The sequence below is a fragment of the Leptospira alstonii serovar Sichuan str. 79601 genome, assembly GCF_000347175.1.
Taxonomy (GTDB): domain Bacteria; phylum Spirochaetota; class Leptospiria; order Leptospirales; family Leptospiraceae; genus Leptospira; species Leptospira alstonii.
The window spans coordinates 14,461-32,991 of the sequence record NZ_ANIK01000124.1 but is presented as its reverse complement, the minus strand read 5'-3'; the positions used below and the strand labels follow the sequence as shown (position 1 = coordinate 32,991).

Genomic DNA, 18,531 nt, shown 5'->3' with positions numbered 1-18,531 from the left:
TTTATTCTCAATTTTAGTTACTTCTGATAATTTCTTTTCTAATTCAGGGGGTAATCGAAGACTAATCATACTTTCTCCTCTTGTATCACATATGTAATACATATTCGATTTTGTTAATAGGATTTTTGATTTCTCTTTAATTACGGAAACGAATATATAAGCGCATTTTTTTATTTAAAAAGTAGCTTGGCACGAATGACACCTAACGAAATCGAGCAAATGTGCCGAAGGTCAAGCGAGAGTAGCGGAGCGATCTCGAAGCGCCGCGAGAAGTCGAAGTTAGTCGACGTTGCGTTTTCTCTTTGATTTTTTATAATCTTCAAAATTGAGAGTTTTTAACTTTGTAATTCCAGAAAGCCCTAAGAAATCATTGTCGTAAGTTACAAGAACGAGATTATGTGTAATTGCAATCCGAGCAATTTAAGGCATCAATTGTAGCTAATGTAATTCCCTTTTTAGAAAGTAAATTCCTTAACTTTGCTGCTTCAATATGATCCTTTTCAGAAGGTGAAATAAAATTAAAATATCTGAACTGCTCTTCTATTTCTGAGAATATTTTCGGTTCTTTAAGCCCATTATACGCATTCTTCTGTAAACTCGATTCTTAGATATAACAAGACCTTCCGAACGTAAGTCTTGATGAATTCGCAGATACCCGGATCGATTCTCATGTTCCTCAAATAGAATCCGAACCTTTCGTCCAACTTTTGATTGGATTTTGCCCTCTCGCTATCTTCTCGTTTCAAACATTCATAGTAACCGCTCTTTGATACATTCAGAATCTTGCATGTCTTCTTTACAGGGGAATGATTCTTTTTTATATATGTATATTTCATTTCCTTGGTTTCAAGGAGATGGTCACGGACTTTTTTAAGATCTCCCTCTCCTCCTTTACTTCCATCAGTTCTTTCCTTAAACGTTCATTCTCTGCTCGAAGTTCATCTTGGAACGGATTGTCATTCGTTAGATACTTTTTCTTCCAATTAATCAGTGTAATTACAGATACTCCCAAATCTTTTGAGATCTGAGTCATGGATTTACTAGACTTTATCAGTAGTTCAACCGTGTTCTTCTTGAATTCTTCGTCATATCGTGTTTTACGAGCCATACTTTTATCCTTTTTCGTTTGCACGACCGCGTCCACTAATTCGGGGGAAGTTCAATGTATAAGATTCAAGCAATTTTTAGTTCGAATTTATTCCCACTCCCTTCATTTTTGATTCGTTTTCAAAATCGTCCTCAGCTTACGCAATGACGCCTAACGTATTTGATTTTTCAGATACAAATCTTTGGAAAGGATCTTCCAGGATTCTGCTTTTAAAACGGATTTGTCTCAAAATTCATGGTACTCTATTTATGTAGGGATCCGTAAGACCTCGTTCGGAACTTTGAATTGTTCGGATCTAAGTTCGTGATCTTTGGAGAATGTCCGGCATTGAGATGTACGCTCAAAAAAGAATAGGCGGTCTTTTCGATGGAAATTTTCAGTTTGACTCCCCTCGACGTCAGAAAAATTTCGGGATGAATTAGGATCTCGCTCGATTGAAATTTCAATTCCCACTTCTTGCTGAAATCGTCGATCTTTGTTGCCTCACAGGCGCAGGAATCCGAATCCTTTAAAACTTTCAGAACCGCGGCCTCATTCCTCCGCTTCCTGCACGCCCAAAATCTCCGAATCGATTTGTTTCGGATGGGTTTTGAATTTTTCAAAGTCGCTTTCGCATTTGTTATACCGAACTCACATCAAAAAAAATCGGAACTTTCCATTTTTTGAATCCGGGTTTGGTCAAAAACTTTGATTTATCTCCCGCCCTTTTTCTGTGCGAAGTCAGTATTCTTTTACAAACAGATGAAACTTTTTTAATTGATATCAATTCTCAAGTAGATTTCAAAATAAACGCAAAGGAAAAGGCCTTTCATTTTCGTTTACTTGCAATTTTTCACAGAGCCAAAAATCCTGTTTCCAATACCAATATTGGATTCATAGGGACTTCATACGAATGAATAACAGAGCACTGAAACTTTCGGTACCGCTCATTGCCATCGCGGCCGTAGCGTATCTGATTTTCTCTCCCTCCAAGTATGTTGGGTATGCGCCCGATCAGCCTATACCCTTTAATCACAAGATACATGCCGGAGACAATAAGATAGACTGTAAATACTGTCACACCGGGGTAGAGACCTCAGCGCACGCAACAGTCCCATCTTCTTCCACTTGCATGAATTGCCATTCTCTCGTAGCAACCTCCAAACCTCTGATCAAAAAACTCGCTAAGTCGTATAACGATAATAAGCCGATCGAATGGATTAAGGTTCACGATATGCCGGATCACGTTCAGTTCAATCACTCTCGACACATTTCGAGAGGAGTGGATTGTTCTCAGTGTCACGGTAACGTAGCGGAAATGGTGAAAGTAAAACAAGTCGCGTCCCTCAACATGGGATACTGCGTGGATTGTCACAGAGAGAACAACGCGCCGACCGATTGTTCCACCTGCCACAGATAACCGGGAGTAATACTAAAATATGGATCAAAAAAATTTCCAAAAAGAAAAGAAGGCTCACTGGCTGTCTTACGATCTGAAAGATAAAGACGAAGAAGTCAAAGAGATGCAGAAATCCGAATTCTTCACTTCTCCCGATCCTTTGATCGCGAGAATCAAATCCGGAGAATTCGATCGTAAATCCTTTTTAAAACTGATGGGCGCGGGAGTCGCGATGACTTCTCTCAACTGTATCCGCAAACCCGTCGAAAAAATCGTTCCTTACGTGGACTTAAACAAGGCGGATGAAAACGCCCAATACGATTTCGTAAAACACGGACATTCTTACTATTACGCTTCCGTAGTCGCGGGAACCGGCGTTCTTGTAAAAGCAAGGGACGGCCGTCCTCTCAAGTTGGAAGGAAATCCGGATCACCCGGTTTCTCAAGGCGCTTTGGGCGCGGCGGGTCAGGCTTCTATCTTCGATCTTTACGATCCGGATCGGGCGCAAAATCCCGCCACAATCGAAGGTGGGATAGAAGTAAAATCCGACTGGGCTACCGTAGACGCCAAAGTAAAGGCGGCTCTTGCGGCTAACAAGGGGTTGACGGTTGTCGTAACAAAACCTCTGGATTCTCCTTCCACAAAATCGATCATCGGCGACTTTTTAAGAAACGTCGGCGGTGGAAAACACTACGAGATTTCTCTTACTTCTGCGGAAGAAGTTGTCAGCAAAGGACAAGCCGCTTCGTACGGAAAGGCGATCGTTCCGAACTATCATTTCGATCTGGCGAAGGTAATTCTTTCCATCGATTGCGACTTTATGGGCAACTGGCTTTCTCCGGAAGAACACCAAAAAGATTTTTCCAAAAGAAGAAATCTCCGCCCGACAGAATCGCGCGGCCAAAACGGTTCCGCCGACGTAAATCTTTTCATCGCAGCGGAATCCATTCCGACGATGACCGGTTCCAACGCGGATCTTCGTCTTCCGATCCGGCCCGGAGATCAAACCAAACTCGCTCTTGCGATCATTGCAGCTCTGGAAGAGCAAGGCGCTTCCGAAGTAAAAGCTTCTCCTTATGGTGGAAATGTCGCTCAATTGGCATCGGAACTTGGTGTGAGCGAAGAAAACATTCGTAAAACCGCAAAGGCTCTTTGGTCCAACAAAGGAAAGTCTCTCGTGGTTGCGGGAAGTTTAGCCGCTTCTACAAAAGACGCGGTTGATCTTCAAGTTCTTGTAAACTTTATCAACGACCTTTTGGACAACGACGGTAAAACGATCGATCATTCCAATCCTAAGAAAGAGGGTCTTCTGGATTCTTCCGGAAACTTAAAGTCTCTTGCGGCGGAACTGAAAGCCAACAAGGTCGGAGTTCTGTTCGTGAACGACGTAAATCTGGTCTATCAAGCGGGAGAAGAATGGACAAATCTTCTTCGCCAAGCGGCTTTGGTCGTTTCTTTGAGCGATCGCGCCGACGAGACCGCGCTTTCGTCTAACGTTCTTGCTACTACGACTCACTTCCTTGAGTCTTGGGGAGACGCCGAAGTCACAAAGGGAATTTTCTCGATCCAACAACCCGCGGTTCGCCCGCTTTTTAATTCCCGTTCTTTTGAAGACAGTTTGATCGCTTTCGCGGGCGGTTCACTCGGGGGAGAAACGAACTTTTACGAAACCGTAAAAAATTCTTGGGTTAAAAAACTCGGCTCTAAACAAAGATGGGAAGACCTCTTGAGAGCAGGAACCACTGTTAAGGCTTCCGAGCGCAAGAAAGTAGCGGGTTCTTCTCGGAGTTTTAATCGTTCCGCTTTGAAAGAGATCGCTTCCACCTCCGCCGGGCTCAAACTCGCGTTGTATGAAACATCTGCGATCGGAGACGGTAGAGGGGCCAATAACGCACACCTTCAGGAACTTCCGGACCCGGTCACAAAATTGACCTGGGACAACTGCATCCTACTTTCTCCCGCTTTGGCGAAAGAAAAGGGAATTTCGTCTAACGACGTTTTGGTTTTAAAAACCGCAAAACAAACGATCGAACTTCCGGCGCAGATCCAACCCGGTATGCACAAGGACGCGATCGGGATTGCGGTCGGCTACGGTAGAACCGCCGCGGGTGCGGTCGGAACTGGGGTTGGTAAGAACGCCTATACCCTTTCCGAAAACGGAGTGTATTCCGGAATCGCGGTGACTTCCCTCGAAAAGACGGGTAAGAAATATAAACTGGCGACTACACAACACCATCATATGTTGTCTCCCGGTTTTAGTTATCCGGATCGTCCTCTGGTTCAATCGACAACCATCGAAGAATACCGTAAAAATCCTTCCTCCGGTAAGGCTGCTTCCGAAATTCCAAAGATTCTAAAAGACGGAAAACTTACGGATGCGGCGGGCGCCAATCCTACTTACGCTTATCCCGGTTACAAATGGGGAATGAGCATCGATCTTACTTCCTGCACCGGTTGCGGTTCCTGTGTGATCGCCTGCCAAGTGGAGAATAACATTCCCGTTGTCGGTCGCGACGAGGTTCGTGTTGGTCGGGAGATGCACTGGCTTCGAATCGATCGTTATTACATCGGAGACCCGGATCAGCCGGAAACGCTTCAGGTCGCTCACCAGCCTATGCTTTGCCAACAGTGCGACAACGCTCCTTGCGAAACCGTTTGTCCGGTTTTGGCAACCGTTCATAGTTCCGAAGGAATCAACGACATGGTTTACAACCGTTGTGTGGGAACTCGTTACTGCTCGAATAACTGTCCTTACAAAGTCAGACGTTTTAACTGGCTTCAACACTGGTACAACGACTTTGGTTGGAAGAACGGCTCGCCAAAGGAGTCCAAAGCTCCTCGTTACTTGGGACTCAATCCCGAGGTTGCGGTTCGCGGTCGCGGGGTAATGGAAAAATGTAATTTCTGTTCCCATAGAATTGCGGAGGCTAAGATCGCTGCGAAAAACGAAGGCCGTGTCCTTAAGGACGGGGAAGTTAAAACCGCGTGCCAACAAAGTTGTGCGGCGGATGCAATCAGCTTCGGGAATACGAACGATAAGGATTCCGAAGTTTCCAAACTCTCTTCCGACCCGAGATCGTACCGTGTTCTCGAATATCTGAACGTCGGTCCTCAGATCGCTTATCTGACCCGGGTCAGAAGCTCAATTTAATGGAGTAACGTAAAAAGCTATGTCAATGCCCAACGCAGTCAAAGAAGCCCTGGATATCCAGCCTCTCGTAACCGGCGGCAAGTCGGTTCGGGACGTTACCGAGGATATCTTAAGACCGGTAGAAGCATTCCCCACTTCTCTTTGGTGGAAGGCTTTCCTTCTGGTTCTTACCATTACAGTCGTCGATTTAGGTATCATCGGATATCTGATGTGGGAAGGTCTTTATATCCTCGGGATCAACAATCCTGTGGCCTGGGGATTTTTCATCGTAAACTTCGTATTCTGGATCGGGATCGGTCACGCCGGAACCCTGATTTCGGCCGTTCTGTATCTCTTCCGTCAGGAATGGAGAACCGGGATCAACCGTGCCGCGGAAGCGATGACCATCTTTGCGGTGTTAACCGCCGCTTCCAACCTGATCATCCACATCGGAAGGCCTTGGGTCGGTTATTGGTTGTTTCCGTATCCGAACGAAAGAGGGCCTCTTTGGGTCAACTTCCGCTCTCCTCTGATTTGGGATACATTCGCGGTTTCCACGTATTTGACGATTTCTCTCGTGTTCTGGTATATCGGTTTGATTCCGGATATCGCCGCAGTAAGGGACCGTTCCCAGGGAGAATTCAAACGGAAACTCTACGACGCTCTTTCTCTCGGATGGGTCGGATCCAATAAGGCTTGGTCCCATTTGGAAATGGTGGCGATGATTCTTGCGGCGCTTTCCACACCTCTCGTTCTTTCCGTGCACACGATCGTATCTTTTGACTTCGCGGTTTCGATCCTTCCGGGTTGGCACACTACGATCTTCCCGCCGTATTTCGTTGCGGGTGCAATCTTCTCCGGGTTTGCGATGGTTGTGACTCTGATGGTAATCGCAAGAGAAGTTTTTAATCTGAAAGATTACATCACCATGAAACACTTGGAGAACATGAACAAGGTCATCATGGTGACAGGTCTCATCGTGGGTCTCGCTTATTCCACCGAGTTTTTTATGGCTTGGTATTCAGGAAACGAATACGAAGGTTTTGCTTTCGTAAACAGGGCATTCGGTCCTTACGGATGGGCTTACTTCATCATGTTCAGTTGTAACGTGTTTTCTCCCCAGGTATTCTGGTGGAAAAAACTCAGAACCAATATACCGGTTATGTTTATCATCTCCATAGTCGTAAACATCGGGATGTGGTTCGAAAGATACGTGATCGTAATGACGACTCACGCGGACTTCCTTCCTTCCAGTTGGGATATGTATATCCCGACCGTTTACGACTTCATGATGCTCATCGGAACGTTCGGAATTTTCTTCACGTTGTTCCTATTGTTCTGTAGAATCATGCCTGTTATCGCGGTCGCGGAAGTGAAAACCGTTATGCCTCACAAAAACGGAGGACACCACTGATGTATAAACCTCATAAAGAACAATTTCATACATTCGAAGAAACAAGCGCGGGAGTATTCGGGCTTTTCGATTCGCCTTCGGAAATCATCGCGGCGGCGGAGAAAACAAAAGAGAAGAATTATACGGGTTTTGATTGTTTCACTCCGTATCCGGTTCACGGATTGGACGACGCGATGGGACTTCCCCGTTCCGGACTTCCTTGGGTTACGTTTTTCTTGGGACTTTTCGGATGTACAGTCGGATTCGGAATGCAGTATCTGACTCACAAGTTCGACTGGCCTATCAACGTCTCCGGAAAGAATTTAAACGCATGGTTCGCTTATATCCCGATCACGTTCGAATTCACGATTTTTATGGCCGGTGTGGGGACCGCCGCGGCGATGTTTTTTTTGACCAAACTTCCGAAGTTGAACCGCAGGGTTTTGCATCCGGACATCACTACGGACAAATTCGCACTCTGGATTCCTTCCTCTTCCAAAGGTTATAAGGAAGAAGAAGTCGTGAACTTTATCAAGGGACTCGGCGGAAAGAACGTCGAGGTAGTGAAATAGGAGCAGGGACAAGAATGAAATATTACAAATCGCTGATTTTCCTTTTGGCCGCTGTTCTTTTCTGGAACTGCGAGTCCAAAACGCCTCCTCTGGAATACTTTCCGGATATGGCGGATTCTCCCGCGAGAGAGGCTCAGGAAGCGGACCCGATCGCGCACGACGGAGCGGCTTCCCGGATTCCTCCCAAAGGAGCGGTCCCGGTAGGTTATTATCCTTACGAGTATCTCGGATTGGATGTAACACAATTACCTAATAAAGGACTTTCTAATCCTTATAAAGACAACTTGGCAAATCTCCAAAAGGGAGAAGCCAAGTATCAGACGTATTGTTCTCCTTGTCACGGTGTAAGAGGGGCGGGGAATGGAACGATTGTCGGTCCGGCTCCAAGAATCGGATTTCCGGTTCCCGCCGTGATTTCTCCTAAGATCCAAGGATATTCCGACGGACAAATTTATCACGTGGTCACAGCGGGTTGGGGAAGAATGAAAAGTTACGCTTCTCAAGTTTCTCCCGAAGATCGCTGGAAGATCGTTCTCTACGTGAGAAAACTCCAGGAATACGAAAACAGAACTAAAAAAGACGTGGTTAGGAATTAAGAATCATGGAAGTCAAAGTCGAACAAAATCTGATTCACTTCAAACTCGACTCCAAGACCCGCAGCGCCCTTTTCGGGATGATCGGGATCGGGGTACTCAGTTTACTCATCGGGTATTTTACCTTATCACACACCGCGCCGAGACACGAGGGTGGGCATTCCAACCCGGCTTGGTCCGCGTTTTTGATCGGAACCTTTTTTATCACCGGGATTTCGCTCGCGGGAGTTTTTTTTACCGCGCTCAGTCATATTACCGGGGCGCATTGGGCCGTTACGGTACGCAGACTTGCGGAAGGATACGGATTGTTTTTGCCGGTGGTTGCGGTATTACTCCTCATCACAGCGGTAGGGATTCATGATTTGTACGAGTGGAGTCACGCCGAAGTGGTCGCTCACGATCATTTGCTCCAGCATAAAAAACCTCTTTTGAACATTCCGTTTTTCGTGATTCGGATGATTCTTTTCGGAGCGGCTTGGTCCGCGTTCGGTTGGTTCTTTTATAGACGTTCCACCAAACAGGATCAGGATAAGGACGTGGCTCATACTCAGTTTAACGCCCGTTTGGCGGGAGGATTTATCGTATTTTTCGCGCTTTCCTTTTCTCTCGCTTCTTTCGATTTGATCATGTCCCTGACTCCGCATTGGTTTTCCACGATGTTCGGAGTGTATTGTTTTGCGGGAGCTTATCAGGCCGGATTGTCCAGCCTTGTGATCATGATCTACTTTCTCAAAAAGAAAGGATATCTCGGCAACCTCGTAAACGAAAATCACATTCATGATATCGGAAAGTTCATGCTCGGGTTTTGCACTTTCTGGGCGTATGTCGGGTTCTCGCAATTTATGTTGATCTGGTATGCGAACATTCCGGAAGAAACCTTTTTCTACGAGCAGAGATTGACCGGAGGTTGGGAGGTCTTCACTTACTCGCTTCCGTTCATCAAGTTTATCCTTCCGTTTCTTTTGCTTTTAAATCGACCGAATAAAAGAGACATCAACGTTCTCGTAAAAATCGCTCTTTGGATCGTGTTCACTCAAGTGATTGAAATCTATTGGCTCGTGTTTCCTGCAAACTTCGAAAATTTCCATCTTTCCGGACTCGTTTTGACTTTCGGCGCCGTAATCGGATTTATCGGTTTATTCGGGTTTGTGGTTTTAAAACGGTATGAATCCGCTCCTTTGATCCCGGTCGGAGATCCGAGATTGGATCAGGCCTTACATCATCATCAATGAGAGGAAGAAGAATGAAAAGAAATACTACACTCGTCGTTCTGCTGACCGGAGTCGCTCTTCTTTTAGGGGCTTGTTCCAAATTGGCGCAGGTTACCAATCATAAAAACTGTGATCCTTCTTTAGTAAATCCGTCCCTGGAACCTTCCGTTCCCATCTTTGCGGATGCCGACGCGACTTCGGTCGTAAAGGAAAGAATCGCACCGGGTTCCGTGGTCAGGGTTTACGACTATAGAAATCACGAGGCCAATCCGAAGTTGTTTGTTCGCGTTAAAACCGAAAAAACCGAAGGATGGATCAACCCGCGCTGTTTAGTCGTAGGACAGGATCCGTCCAAGTCCGTTTTTACTTGGGGGTATCGCAAGGATTACGTTCACTTTTACGATCCGGAAGATCACGAGCATTATCCGAACGGCTACGAGTTTCCGGATTACGCGTCTCTTCCAAAAGATAAGGTTCCGTTGGCTGAACTTGCGCCCGAACTGAAAAAGTAAACGTCAACGACTTCGCGACTTTAAACGATCCATACCGCTTCGAAAGGAGGGTATGGATTTTTTATTTTTACGAAACATCATAGAATGTTTCCTTAAAACATTATATTTCTTTAATGCCAATAACTTGACCCCGACTCGATCGCTCGCGGGGTTGTTCGTGTTCGATTTCCATAAACAACTAATTTGAAAAATAGTTGTCACAGTTTGTGAAGTATATATATCTATAAAAATCACTAATGTGTGGAGTTTTGAGTGCGAAGAATATTTACAATCACGTCGATTTTGATGATAACCTCCTTAATAAGCTGTAGCAGCCGTTTTTATATGAAGGAATTTCCGGTTGCGGATAATGTAAAAAACGAAAAAAAACCTAAGATCGTTTACATGGGGTTCAGGACGTTTGAATCGAAAGTTACGGGTTCGAGTGGAAGAAGCACTTCTTATACGGCGGAATTGAATTATGGAAAACGTACGATACCGAAGTTGGAAAGCGGAGTTTTTATTGATCAACTCAAAAGTAACGGTTTTAGAAGCGACGTTTCTTCCGATCAAGTTAAGGCTTTTATTGCGGATTATCTGGGAGAAGTAAAGGTGAGCGGTTCCAAGGAGCTGAGTTATTTGATCGAAGTAGAAAAAATAAATGGAAATTCGGTTTTCAAACTCAGGAATTTTCCGGTGAACTATTATGTGATGGGGATTCACGGACCGGCGTTTGCCAAAGCGTCCAATGTGGGAATCGAGATTTTATACGGGATTTCAACTTTATTTTCGATAGTCACCTTGGGCTTGATTCCAAGTTATTCTTCGGAGATTGCAAAAACGGAAGTAAAAATTTACGATAAAAATTTAAAGTTAGTTAACAAGTTAGAATACGATAATTCCTATTCCTTCGTTTCGGCGGTGTGGATTTTTCCAAACCCCGGTCATTGTACTTTACTCAAGTGTTTGCCCGAAAAAGTAAGTTCTCCTCCTGATTATATTTATTCGGGAATGGGCCCAAGAATTGAAGAGGATGTTTTAAGGGTCGTTCAAAATTCTCCTACGAATTGAATGTTTTTGGATACGTTTAAAGAGATTCTATTTTTTGAATATTGGACGAATCTCGAATGACAAAAAAGTATTCTAGGAGCATCGATTTTGATCTACTGATTTCTATAAAGAGTTTGTCCCAAAACCTCGAAGAAAATTCGCAGGAGCGTACTAGGGGTCAGTGGATAGGAATCAGATGTCAGGGTTAAAATTTTTTCCGTTTTTATCCATTATGGTACGGAAGAGATCCGGGTTTCATCGTTCATGACGGTAAGTTTAAAGATTCAAAGCAAACAATCCATAGTGCTTTTGCTCGTTTTATTTTGTGCGATATCGGCGAGTGCAGAGATCGTTGCACAACCTTCCTGCGGTGATTTCCTGGAACGACTTCATAAGAAACCGAAACATCTTGAATTTATCAAATGTGAAAAAGAAAAAGACGCTCAGATACCAGTTCTGCTCGCGTCTTATCGTGTCAAAGGCGAATTCGCTTTCAGTGTGGAAAAATATTTAATTCATACTTTCGGAATGCAACCTCTTCGGCATATTTGTTGTATCTGGGAACCGACTCCCAATAAGGAAGGATCCCCTTACGGTTCTTTCAAGAGCGGTGGGGAATTTGACTTTAAAATTGGTATGGGCGCTGATAGCGACGGGAGAGCCAGTGAACGCAAGGAATGGTCAAAGATCGATTGGTTTATTGTTACGGTTGAGTTGCCTCTGGAGTCTCCCTGAGATTCGGATCGGGGAGTCATAGTATTAAAATCGCACGATTTAGGAGACGGCGCTTAGGCCCCTCCTTGCCGGAAACGAAGACGGTTATTGGGAATTGACTTTCAAAATCGAGCGACATCGTATGCGAATTTGAAAATTATAATATTAGAATATCCGCATTTTCTGTTTATCGGTATTGAACGACCAATTAATCCGTAGTTCCTGTAAGGATTTGGCCGTCCAAATTCCCGTTCGCATGTCCTATTGTATATACGTTTCCAGAACTGTCGGATGTAATTGACGGACTTAACGTTGTTGTACCGGCAGCCCCTAAGAGTCTCGTCTACTGCCTTGTTCCCGAATTATTCAAAACGCTGTTATTGGTATTATTATTGTTAGCGTTGTTCGTATCAGCATCGTTATTGTCATTGTTCGATGCTATTGTATCGAACAATAATGCTTGCAGGCTACGCGATCGGTCCCAGAGGGAGCATTCAAATGACGAGCATGTATATGCAGAAAATAGAATATAAAAGACAGAGAAAATGGTTTTCAATTTTATGCGATGAAAGATCGCGGATTTCCTATTTAATTCCAAGGTTTTATACTTATCCTATCTGAAATGATTTGTCTCTTGATTATAAGCGAACCGGCGGTAAAAAATGAATCTTCTTGATCTTCGTTCTCTCTGTTATAGAAAAGTAATTTGAAATCCGGTTTTCAATGCGAGCCGGATCAATTTGTCTTTGGAACAATGCGCTTTTACCGATTCCTATAAAATAGAATACCGTCAATTTGAGCACAAATCCGGCGTTTAGCCGCAGAATTTTGGACACTCTATTTTATAGGAATCAGTAGTACGGGTTACAAATATCATTCAGCTTGGGATCTAGTCACAATCCGAATTATGGTAAGAATTCGATAGACATGGTAACGTAAAAAAATCAGTTTGTAAATTTCGGGAACTACTTAGAAATTCAAGATTCTTTAGTAGTTTTTTGATATGAGTATAAAAAGAGTAAGGTGAAAGAAAGATAGAAAAAGAGTTCGCGAACTTTTTAACATCTAACTCACGTTATTTTAGAATCAAAATTTGGAACCCGTTCGGAACAAAACGAAGGGGTATTCGGTCTTAGCGACTATGTCCGTACGAAAAAATAAAAGACGTTATCCGCAACATCGGCCGCAACGAAAACTTCTCGTTTTATTTTCCGTTTTCTTATCGTTGATTTCCGCCGAAAATCTATTTGCAAAAACCTCCATTCGTGTAAAAGTGATCGATCGATTCAAGTCGGATGCCCCCTCCGAAATTTGGATTCGAGGTAGGGGATACTCGCGGGTATTTTCGTTTTCGGAAAAATCGGAGTTAGTCGCGGATTTGAAGGACGAGGGCGTTTACGACATTATACTTTCGTTTAAAAGCGGAACGATGGAACGAAAATCCGTAAAGGTCGATCTGAACGAAGAAGAAATCATCGAATTTGTTGTCGGACAAAAGAATACCGCGGCGATCAACGTCACCGCAAAAAAACCGGAAGCACCGCCCAATTATGTTCTCAGCCAAGAAGAAGCGATTCGGATGCCGGGAGGTTTCGGAGACGCGCTGAAGGCGGTTCAATCCATGCCCGGGGTCTCTCCCATATATCAAATGTTTAACGGAGCCAGTTTTCAATCCGCGATTCAAACCTTTAATCAACAGACAAATCAAAATAAACCCGATAAACCGAATGGTGAAAGCGGATTTTTAGTGATGCGCGGCGCCGGAGCGCGGTCCAATCAGTTTTACTTCAACGGACTGCCCATGAGTTACCCGTTTCACGCGGACGGACTCACTTCGGTAATCAATAATAACGCGATTCGTTCCCTGGAGTTGTATTCGGGTTCTTATTCAGCGAGATACGGGTTTGCCACCGGTGGAATCATCAATATAGAAGGGTTTCAAAAAAGGGATTCGAACCTATCGGTCGCGCATTTGAACGCGTTTTTAACGGACGTATACACATATCGTAATATTACAAAAGACTTAAACGTTTCCGTTTCGGGAAAAAAATATTATCCCAACATCATTTTCGGAAGGGTTCCCAATTTGATTCCCGCGGAAACTTTCTTGGCGGATTACAACGATTACCAAGCCAGAATAGGATGGGATATTAACGAAAATCATTCCTTAGCGATTCAGACTTTCGGCGCAAAAGACAAAAGATACCCGTTTAAGGAACTCAGCCAATACAATCCCAAAGAAGCGGCCCAGTCCTTCGGCGATCCGCCTTCCGGAGCGGATGCGGCTAGGCTGGATCGTATCTTTCGAACCGACGGGATTCAACACGTATGGAAACCGAAAAGTTCGATCATCAATACGTTCAACGTATCCAGAAATTATTTCAACGAAACGACGGAAAACGGTTTGGACATGGTGGTTACGGATATTTCCAAAATAGGTTATCCGCCTTCTTTGTATAAAAGGGTTCAAACGATTAAAAACGAATATTTTAACGATCTCAGACAAATAGAAAACGTTTCCGAAATCGAATTGTTAAAACGAAATTGGAAAATCGTATTCGGAGGTCAATACAGAGAAGTGGATGCGGGTTATAAGGGACAAGTCATTCAGGCAAACTTAGATCCTTCGTATAATTTTGTACATCAACAACTTCTCGATTCTCCGAATGTGAAATCCGTTTTGGAAGGGGACTCGACTCGAACCAGGCAGATCGGCGCCTTCTTTGAGAATCGATTTAAGTTCAACGATTTCAATCTGAATCTAGGGGTAAGAAGGGAATACTACGATAAATCGAGAGAATGGAAAACCGCTCCGCGTATCGGAATCAGTAAGGAGATTGCCTACACTCAATCCAGAATTTTTGCGGGTTATGGAAAACACCTTCAGGCACCGACGGATGTTAGTCGATATTCCGCAAGAACCGGAAATCCCGATCTGAAAATGGAGGAGTCCGATCACGCGGAAATCGGATGGGATCAGAGAATCGACAAATTTTGGAATATTAAAATAGAAGGATATCAGAATACGTTTTCCAATCTTGCGGTCGCGGATCGGTTCGTAATGGACCCGTTTTCGAGAAACAGGGATTTGGCGCGGGAAAGTTTGGATCCCTCGTCCGATCCTTCCTTGTTGAGGAGTTCCCATCTGAACTACTCCAACTCGATGACGGGTTATTCTCGAGGAGTGGAGGTTTTTATCAAAAAGGAACCTTCGGCCGAATCCGGATTTTACGGATGGTTATCCTATACGAAATCCGTCACGAAAAGGAACCGGAATCTGCCCGAACTTACGAATCAGGAATATAACTCCTGGCTCGCGCAAAGTTCGACAAAGGAGTTGATCCATCAGGAAAACGCGGACCGTTATTATGCGAACTTCTACAGGGACGGAAGTTACGACGTCCTATTCAAAAACTCGAAAGACGAGTTGTACGACTTTGACAGAACGCATATGTTCAACATGGTGCTCGGATGGAAATTCGGAGAGAAGGCGCAAATCGGATTGAAGGTGACGTATTTAACGAATTATGCATATACTCCGGTGACCGGATCGAAAACGATCACACTTCAGCAGAGTTTATCGGAGTTGTTTCCTTCTTTGCCTCCTTTACCGGCTTCGTCTTCTACAAGCAGTTCCGCCTTGCCGCTTTATCAGCCGATTTATTCGGACATGAATCGTTCGGCCAGACTTCCTCATTACCGTCAGTTCGATTTGAGATTCGATCGTTTTATTCCGACGAGTTGGGGAAGGATAACCGCTTATTTGGAACTTGTGAATATTACGGGAAGTAGAATCGCTACAACCACGGATACGTTCAATCCTCTCTTTCCGCATATTCCGGGAGCGAATCCGGAGACACAATACATCTACTTAAACGGGCTACAATCCTTAAGAACCGATAAGAATAAAATTCCTTATCTCAACTTCGGGATCGAATTCAGATTTTAAAAGAAAGTGTTGTCGCTTGAGAGTAGAACGTAGACGGGATTTTTTTGAAAGTAGTGTCTTTTTAATTTTTCTTTTTGATTGCAAAGATGAATCATTTAAGAAAATTGAATACGGGAAACGGATTTGGTTTTGATCCAATCCGCTCCATTCCGGAAAAACCTATGAGACACGATCAAAAATCTAAATTCTTTGCCTTTATCGTTCTGTTTTTTTTCAACTGCAATTATCACTACTACGTGCAAAAAAGCGGACCGGAAAACGCTGCGATCCCGAATTTAGCCAAGGTAAAAATCGCCTATATCGGCTTTCGTTCTTATACGACCGAAATTACCCGTTCTTCCGCGGAGACCCGCGTTTACACCGCAAATCTCGTCTATCCGGATCGAACCATATTCAAATTTCAGAATGGAGCTTACGCGTCCGATCTGAAATCCGCGGGATATAGAAAGGACGTTTCTTCCGATAAGGTAAGAAAGTTCGTTCAGGATTATTTGAACGAAGTCAAGGAAAGCGGAGTTCTTGAACTGACATACGTGACAAGCGTGGAGAAAAAAGGGGAGGGACGAATTTTTAAACTAAAGGATATCGGCGTGGATTATTACGTGTTGGGAATTCATACCCCGGCGTTTCAAACTTCGAAACATTTCGGAAGTAGCGTGCTTCAATTGTTCTCTTCTATTTTTTCCGTGATCACCTTCGGATTGATTCCGAGTTATGCGTCTTTGCAGGCCGAAACCGAAATTAAAATTTACGATAAAAATCTGAATCAACTCACTTCCATCAAATACGATCAAGGTTATTCCGTCTTGGGCGCCGTATGGGCTTCGTCCGTTCCCGAGGAATGTCGTAGAATGGGATGTAACGCCCTCAAACAAGTGACTTCTCCGCCCAAGTTCGTATATCAAGCACAAGGCCCCAAATTTGAAACGGACATAGCGAGTTTTATACAATCTCAATCCGCGTTTCGCAAATGATAAGATTGGGAGAGTCCCGTTAAAATACTTTTTGTAAGTTTAGTTTTTCCGAATATTATCGGAATTGAATTCCCCAGGAAGGGCTACTCGCGGAGATTCGCCCGATTCGGAAATTAGGATTTTTTTGTCGTGAAAACGGATTTCAGTCCCTTCTTTCGTTTCTTCCAAAAAAGGACTCAGATCGGAAAGACAGTTTCGATCCGGTCTGAATTTTAGTTTTTTATGATTTGCGGTTCTTGCAAAAAGACAACCGTCCTTGTCCAAGGCGAAGATTAAGTCGTTCAAGGAATAAACGACTTCGGACTCCGCAAGGAAGAATAACGTGTCTTCCGATTCTTTACAAGCGGTCAAGTGAATGGGATAACCTTCCAGTTCGAGATAACCGTTTTCCGTCAGTTCTCCGAAACGATTGTCGATGTAGATTCCGAATTGGTCTTCGCGAAGATTTTGACGAAAGTAAGAGAGGATTCCTTTTTGATCGATTCGATTTCCTTGAAAGATCCAGCGGTCTTCGGAATCCACAAAAATTTCGCTGTTGAATCTGCGGGGTGGACGAGGTTTCATCGTTCGTTTTCCTTATAACGGTAAGCCATACCTTCGATCACTCCCATTTCGTTGTTCACATAACCGATCGCAACCGTGTTGCCGTCCCCGTTGCCGGATTGGATGAGAGTCGGAGGAACGTTTACGATTCCTTTCCCCGTAAAAATAACGCCGTCCATGTGATTGGAAAACAATTCTTTTTTGAGATCGATAATCAGGTACTCGGGGATTCTTCCGTTTGCAAAAGAACGAATGATGATTTTTCCGTAGGTTCGATACGGTTTGGGAGGTGAAGTAGTTCGGATTTCGATTTCGTTCCAAGAGCTTTTATGAGAAAAACCGAATTCTTCTCTCAAAACGGTTTCCGGGATAAATTCTACGGACTCGCAAGAAAAAAGAGTGGAAAGTAGAATCAGTACGGAAACAATCTTCGCAATCCGTAAAAAGATGCGAAATCGGGAAGAGTTTTCCGTTTCCGGATCCATGATTCCATTCAGAAAAACCGGAAATAAGGCGCAAGTGTTTTAATCTTGTTTCTCGCTTATCGAGAAGCGAGTTGTTCGAAATTAATTAAATGTTATGATAAAACAGGATAAGGTAAATCAGTTCGGATTTCGATCATTCGAGTCGTACTGTTCCTTTAAAACTTCAAATGGAAGATACAGAGTTAGAAAAGAGATCGAGGGAAAACGTTTTAAAAATCGGTTATTGTTCGTTGGACGAAATCGAAGAAAAAGTCAAGGCGTTCCGAGTGATGAATCAGGGTGCGACCAAAAAGAGATACATTATCACGAGGGAACCCGTTCTTGATTCTTCCGGAAGAACGATTCTCGCCAAGGCCGCCGAAATCGATATATCCGCCGCAAAACTTTTGAGAAGACATTTCAAAGGCGCTCAGATGTTCAAAACCTTCCAACCCGATGAAGGAATTGTTATCATCTCGGACATGACTTCCGCAGAGGGAGTTTCCTTTACGATGGATATCGTGACTCAGATTATGAACCTTGGCGGCGGGGCTTACGAAGGGTTTATCGATCGTGTGGATAGTTTTGCCGAATTCATCAATTTATTGAAAAAATCCCTTTTTCCAAAACTCATTATCATCGGTTATATTTCGCAAAATCAGGTTCAGTCCGAATTGTTGAATTTCATTCGTGTAAAGCGAGTGGATAATTATCTTCGAGCGGTGGAACTCTCGCACGGCCTTTATAAGCCGACTCCTTATTTTCCAAAGATCAAACAAGTCGAAATCTCGCAGAACGATCCGAAAAGTTGGGGACGTTTCGTCGTAGAGATCATTCGAGAATACACTCGCCCTTATCTTTTGGAAGAAATCTAGAATTTAACAAGGCGACTTCGCTCTTTCAGGAATTTCACTTCAAATCCTCAAGTTCGTCTTCAGACGGATTTTACAAGTGTTTATTT

18 protein-coding genes and 2 pseudogenes are annotated in these 18,531 nt (G+C 43.9%); 13 read left to right on the top strand and 7 right to left on the bottom strand.

The genetic code is table 11. From position 1 onward, the window contains the following. The 4 genes and pseudogenes from LEP1GSC194_RS21890 to LEP1GSC194_RS20725 all read right to left on the bottom strand — a co-directional run. A pseudogene (locus LEP1GSC194_RS21890) lies at positions 1–69 on the bottom strand (CopG family transcriptional regulator); the annotation flags it as partial. Between the two features lie 471 nt (positions 70–540). Further along, positions 541–645 (bottom strand): hypothetical protein, encoded by a 105-nt coding sequence (locus tag LEP1GSC194_RS23345; RefSeq protein WP_231384489.1) that lies wholly within the window; start codon positions 643–645, stop codon positions 541–543. A gap of 187 nt (positions 646–832) precedes the next feature. Then, on the bottom strand, positions 833–1,108 hold the full coding sequence (locus tag LEP1GSC194_RS20730; protein ID WP_036043984.1) for a transposase: 276 nt from the start codon (positions 1,106–1,108) through the stop codon (positions 833–835). Between the two features lie 242 nt (positions 1,109–1,350). Further along, positions 1,351–1,710, bottom strand: coding sequence for a hypothetical protein (locus tag LEP1GSC194_RS20725; RefSeq protein WP_051185270.1), 360 nt, complete (start codon positions 1,708–1,710; stop codon positions 1,351–1,353). 60 nt (positions 1,711–1,770) lie between these two features. Between LEP1GSC194_RS20725 and LEP1GSC194_RS22790 the strand changes: the two genes are divergently transcribed. The 10 genes from LEP1GSC194_RS22790 (at position 1,771) to LEP1GSC194_RS20675 (ending at position 11,661) form a co-directional block, all read left to right on the top strand. Beyond that, positions 1,771–2,004, top strand: coding sequence for a hypothetical protein (locus LEP1GSC194_RS22790; RefSeq protein ID WP_017809582.1), 234 nt, complete (start codon positions 1,771–1,773; stop codon positions 2,002–2,004). Continuing rightward, entirely contained in the window at positions 2,001–2,507 is a 507-nt protein-coding gene (locus tag LEP1GSC194_RS20715) for a cytochrome c3 family protein (RefSeq protein ID WP_036043972.1), read from the top strand. The genes LEP1GSC194_RS22790 and LEP1GSC194_RS20715 overlap by 4 nt, the downstream gene beginning before the upstream one ends. Positions 2,508–2,526: 19 nt before the next feature. Further along, positions 2,527–5,637, top strand: a complete 3,111-nt coding sequence (locus tag LEP1GSC194_RS20710) for a TAT-variant-translocated molybdopterin oxidoreductase (protein ID WP_020775406.1) — start codon at positions 2,527–2,529, stop codon at positions 5,635–5,637. Between the two features lie 25 nt (positions 5,638–5,662). Further along, on the top strand, positions 5,663–7,030 hold the full coding sequence (gene nrfD / locus LEP1GSC194_RS20705) for an NrfD/PsrC family molybdoenzyme membrane anchor subunit (RefSeq protein WP_020775395.1): 1,368 nt from the start codon (positions 5,663–5,665) through the stop codon (positions 7,028–7,030). Continuing rightward, complete coding sequence (locus LEP1GSC194_RS20700) at positions 7,030–7,581, top strand: DUF3341 domain-containing protein (RefSeq protein WP_020775416.1); 552 nt, start codon at positions 7,030–7,032, stop codon at positions 7,579–7,581. The genes nrfD and LEP1GSC194_RS20700 overlap by 1 nt, the downstream gene beginning before the upstream one ends. Before the next feature lie 14 nt (positions 7,582–7,595). Beyond that, positions 7,596–8,177: a c-type cytochrome gene (locus tag LEP1GSC194_RS20695; RefSeq protein WP_020775409.1), complete on the top strand. Its 582-nt coding sequence runs from the start codon at positions 7,596–7,598 to the stop codon at positions 8,175–8,177. Positions 8,178–8,182: 5 nt separating this feature from the next. After that, a complete protein-coding gene (locus LEP1GSC194_RS20690; RefSeq protein WP_020775410.1) occupies positions 8,183–9,406 on the top strand; it encodes a hypothetical protein in 1,224 nt (407 codons plus the stop codon). Positions 9,407–9,417: 11 nt separating this feature from the next. After that, positions 9,418–9,897 (top strand): E-cadherin-binding lipoprotein adhesin Lsa16, encoded by a 480-nt coding sequence (gene lsa16, locus LEP1GSC194_RS20685; RefSeq protein WP_020775412.1) that lies wholly within the window; start codon positions 9,418–9,420, stop codon positions 9,895–9,897. Positions 9,898–10,182: 285 nt separating this feature from the next. Then, on the top strand, positions 10,183–10,947 hold the full coding sequence (locus tag LEP1GSC194_RS20680) for an Lp29 family lipoprotein (RefSeq protein WP_051185272.1): 765 nt from the start codon (positions 10,183–10,185) through the stop codon (positions 10,945–10,947). Between the two features lie 243 nt (positions 10,948–11,190). After that, positions 11,191–11,661, top strand: coding sequence for a DUF4952 domain-containing protein (locus tag LEP1GSC194_RS20675; RefSeq protein ID WP_017807698.1), 471 nt, complete (start codon positions 11,191–11,193; stop codon positions 11,659–11,661). Between the two features lie 187 nt (positions 11,662–11,848). Here LEP1GSC194_RS20675 and LEP1GSC194_RS23340 read toward each other — a convergent pair. Next, positions 11,849–11,971 (bottom strand): annotated as a pseudogene (locus LEP1GSC194_RS23340) (SBBP repeat-containing protein); the annotation flags it as partial. Positions 11,972–12,865: 894 nt separating this feature from the next. On the opposite strand from LEP1GSC194_RS23340, the gene LEP1GSC194_RS20670 reads away from it, so the two are divergent. Both LEP1GSC194_RS20670 and LEP1GSC194_RS20665 read left to right on the top strand, forming a co-directional pair. Then, complete coding sequence (locus tag LEP1GSC194_RS20670) at positions 12,866–15,589, top strand: TonB-dependent receptor plug domain-containing protein (protein WP_408605343.1); 2,724 nt, start codon at positions 12,866–12,868, stop codon at positions 15,587–15,589. A 161-nt stretch (positions 15,590–15,750) separates the two neighbouring features. Beyond that, positions 15,751–16,563 (top strand): Lp29 family lipoprotein, encoded by an 813-nt coding sequence (locus tag LEP1GSC194_RS20665; RefSeq protein ID WP_036043980.1) that lies wholly within the window; start codon positions 15,751–15,753, stop codon positions 16,561–16,563. Between the two features lie 39 nt (positions 16,564–16,602). Here LEP1GSC194_RS20665 and LEP1GSC194_RS20660 read toward each other — a convergent pair whose 3' ends face one another. Both LEP1GSC194_RS20660 and LEP1GSC194_RS20655 read right to left on the bottom strand, forming a co-directional pair. Continuing rightward, positions 16,603–17,127, bottom strand: a complete 525-nt coding sequence (locus LEP1GSC194_RS20660; RefSeq protein WP_020775417.1) for a hypothetical protein — start codon at positions 17,125–17,127, stop codon at positions 16,603–16,605. Further along, positions 17,124–17,462 carry a hypothetical protein gene (locus LEP1GSC194_RS20655; protein WP_020775408.1) on the bottom strand — a complete coding sequence of 113 codons (339 nt, stop codon included), beginning with the start codon at positions 17,460–17,462 and terminating at the stop codon, positions 17,124–17,126. Before LEP1GSC194_RS20655 ends, LEP1GSC194_RS20660 begins: the two co-directional genes overlap by 4 nt. A gap of 296 nt (positions 17,463–17,758) precedes the next feature. Here LEP1GSC194_RS20655 and LEP1GSC194_RS20650 point away from each other — a divergent pair, with 296 nt between their 5' ends. Then, a complete protein-coding gene (locus LEP1GSC194_RS20650; protein WP_020775392.1) occupies positions 17,759–18,445 on the top strand; it encodes a hypothetical protein in 687 nt (228 codons plus the stop codon). Positions 18,446–18,531: the final 86 nt, after the last annotated feature.

Coding starts and splice junctions, on each gene's coding strand:
- LEP1GSC194_RS20730 (WP_036043984.1), bottom strand. CDS start 1,108: ATGGCTCGTAAAACACGATATGACGAAGAATTCAAGAAGAACACGGTT.
- LEP1GSC194_RS20715 (WP_036043972.1), top strand. CDS start 2,001: ATGAATAACAGAGCACTGAAACTTTCGGTACCGCTCATTGCCATCGCG.
- LEP1GSC194_RS20710 (WP_020775406.1), top strand. CDS start 2,527: ATGGATCAAAAAAATTTCCAAAAAGAAAAGAAGGCTCACTGGCTGTCT.
- nrfD (WP_020775395.1), top strand. CDS start 5,663: ATGCCCAACGCAGTCAAAGAAGCCCTGGATATCCAGCCTCTCGTAACC.
- LEP1GSC194_RS20700 (WP_020775416.1), top strand. CDS start 7,030: ATGTATAAACCTCATAAAGAACAATTTCATACATTCGAAGAAACAAGC.
- LEP1GSC194_RS20695 (WP_020775409.1), top strand. CDS start 7,596: ATGAAATATTACAAATCGCTGATTTTCCTTTTGGCCGCTGTTCTTTTC.
- LEP1GSC194_RS20690 (WP_020775410.1), top strand. CDS start 8,183: ATGGAAGTCAAAGTCGAACAAAATCTGATTCACTTCAAACTCGACTCC.
- lsa16 (WP_020775412.1), top strand. CDS start 9,418: ATGAAAAGAAATACTACACTCGTCGTTCTGCTGACCGGAGTCGCTCTT.
- LEP1GSC194_RS20680 (WP_051185272.1), top strand. CDS start 10,183: ATGATAACCTCCTTAATAAGCTGTAGCAGCCGTTTTTATATGAAGGAA.
- LEP1GSC194_RS20675 (WP_017807698.1), top strand. CDS start 11,191: ATGACGGTAAGTTTAAAGATTCAAAGCAAACAATCCATAGTGCTTTTG.
- LEP1GSC194_RS20665 (WP_036043980.1), top strand. CDS start 15,751: ATGAGACACGATCAAAAATCTAAATTCTTTGCCTTTATCGTTCTGTTT.
- LEP1GSC194_RS20660 (WP_020775417.1), bottom strand. CDS start 17,127: ATGAAACCTCGTCCACCCCGCAGATTCAACAGCGAAATTTTTGTGGAT.
- LEP1GSC194_RS20650 (WP_020775392.1), top strand. CDS start 17,759: ATGGAAGATACAGAGTTAGAAAAGAGATCGAGGGAAAACGTTTTAAAA.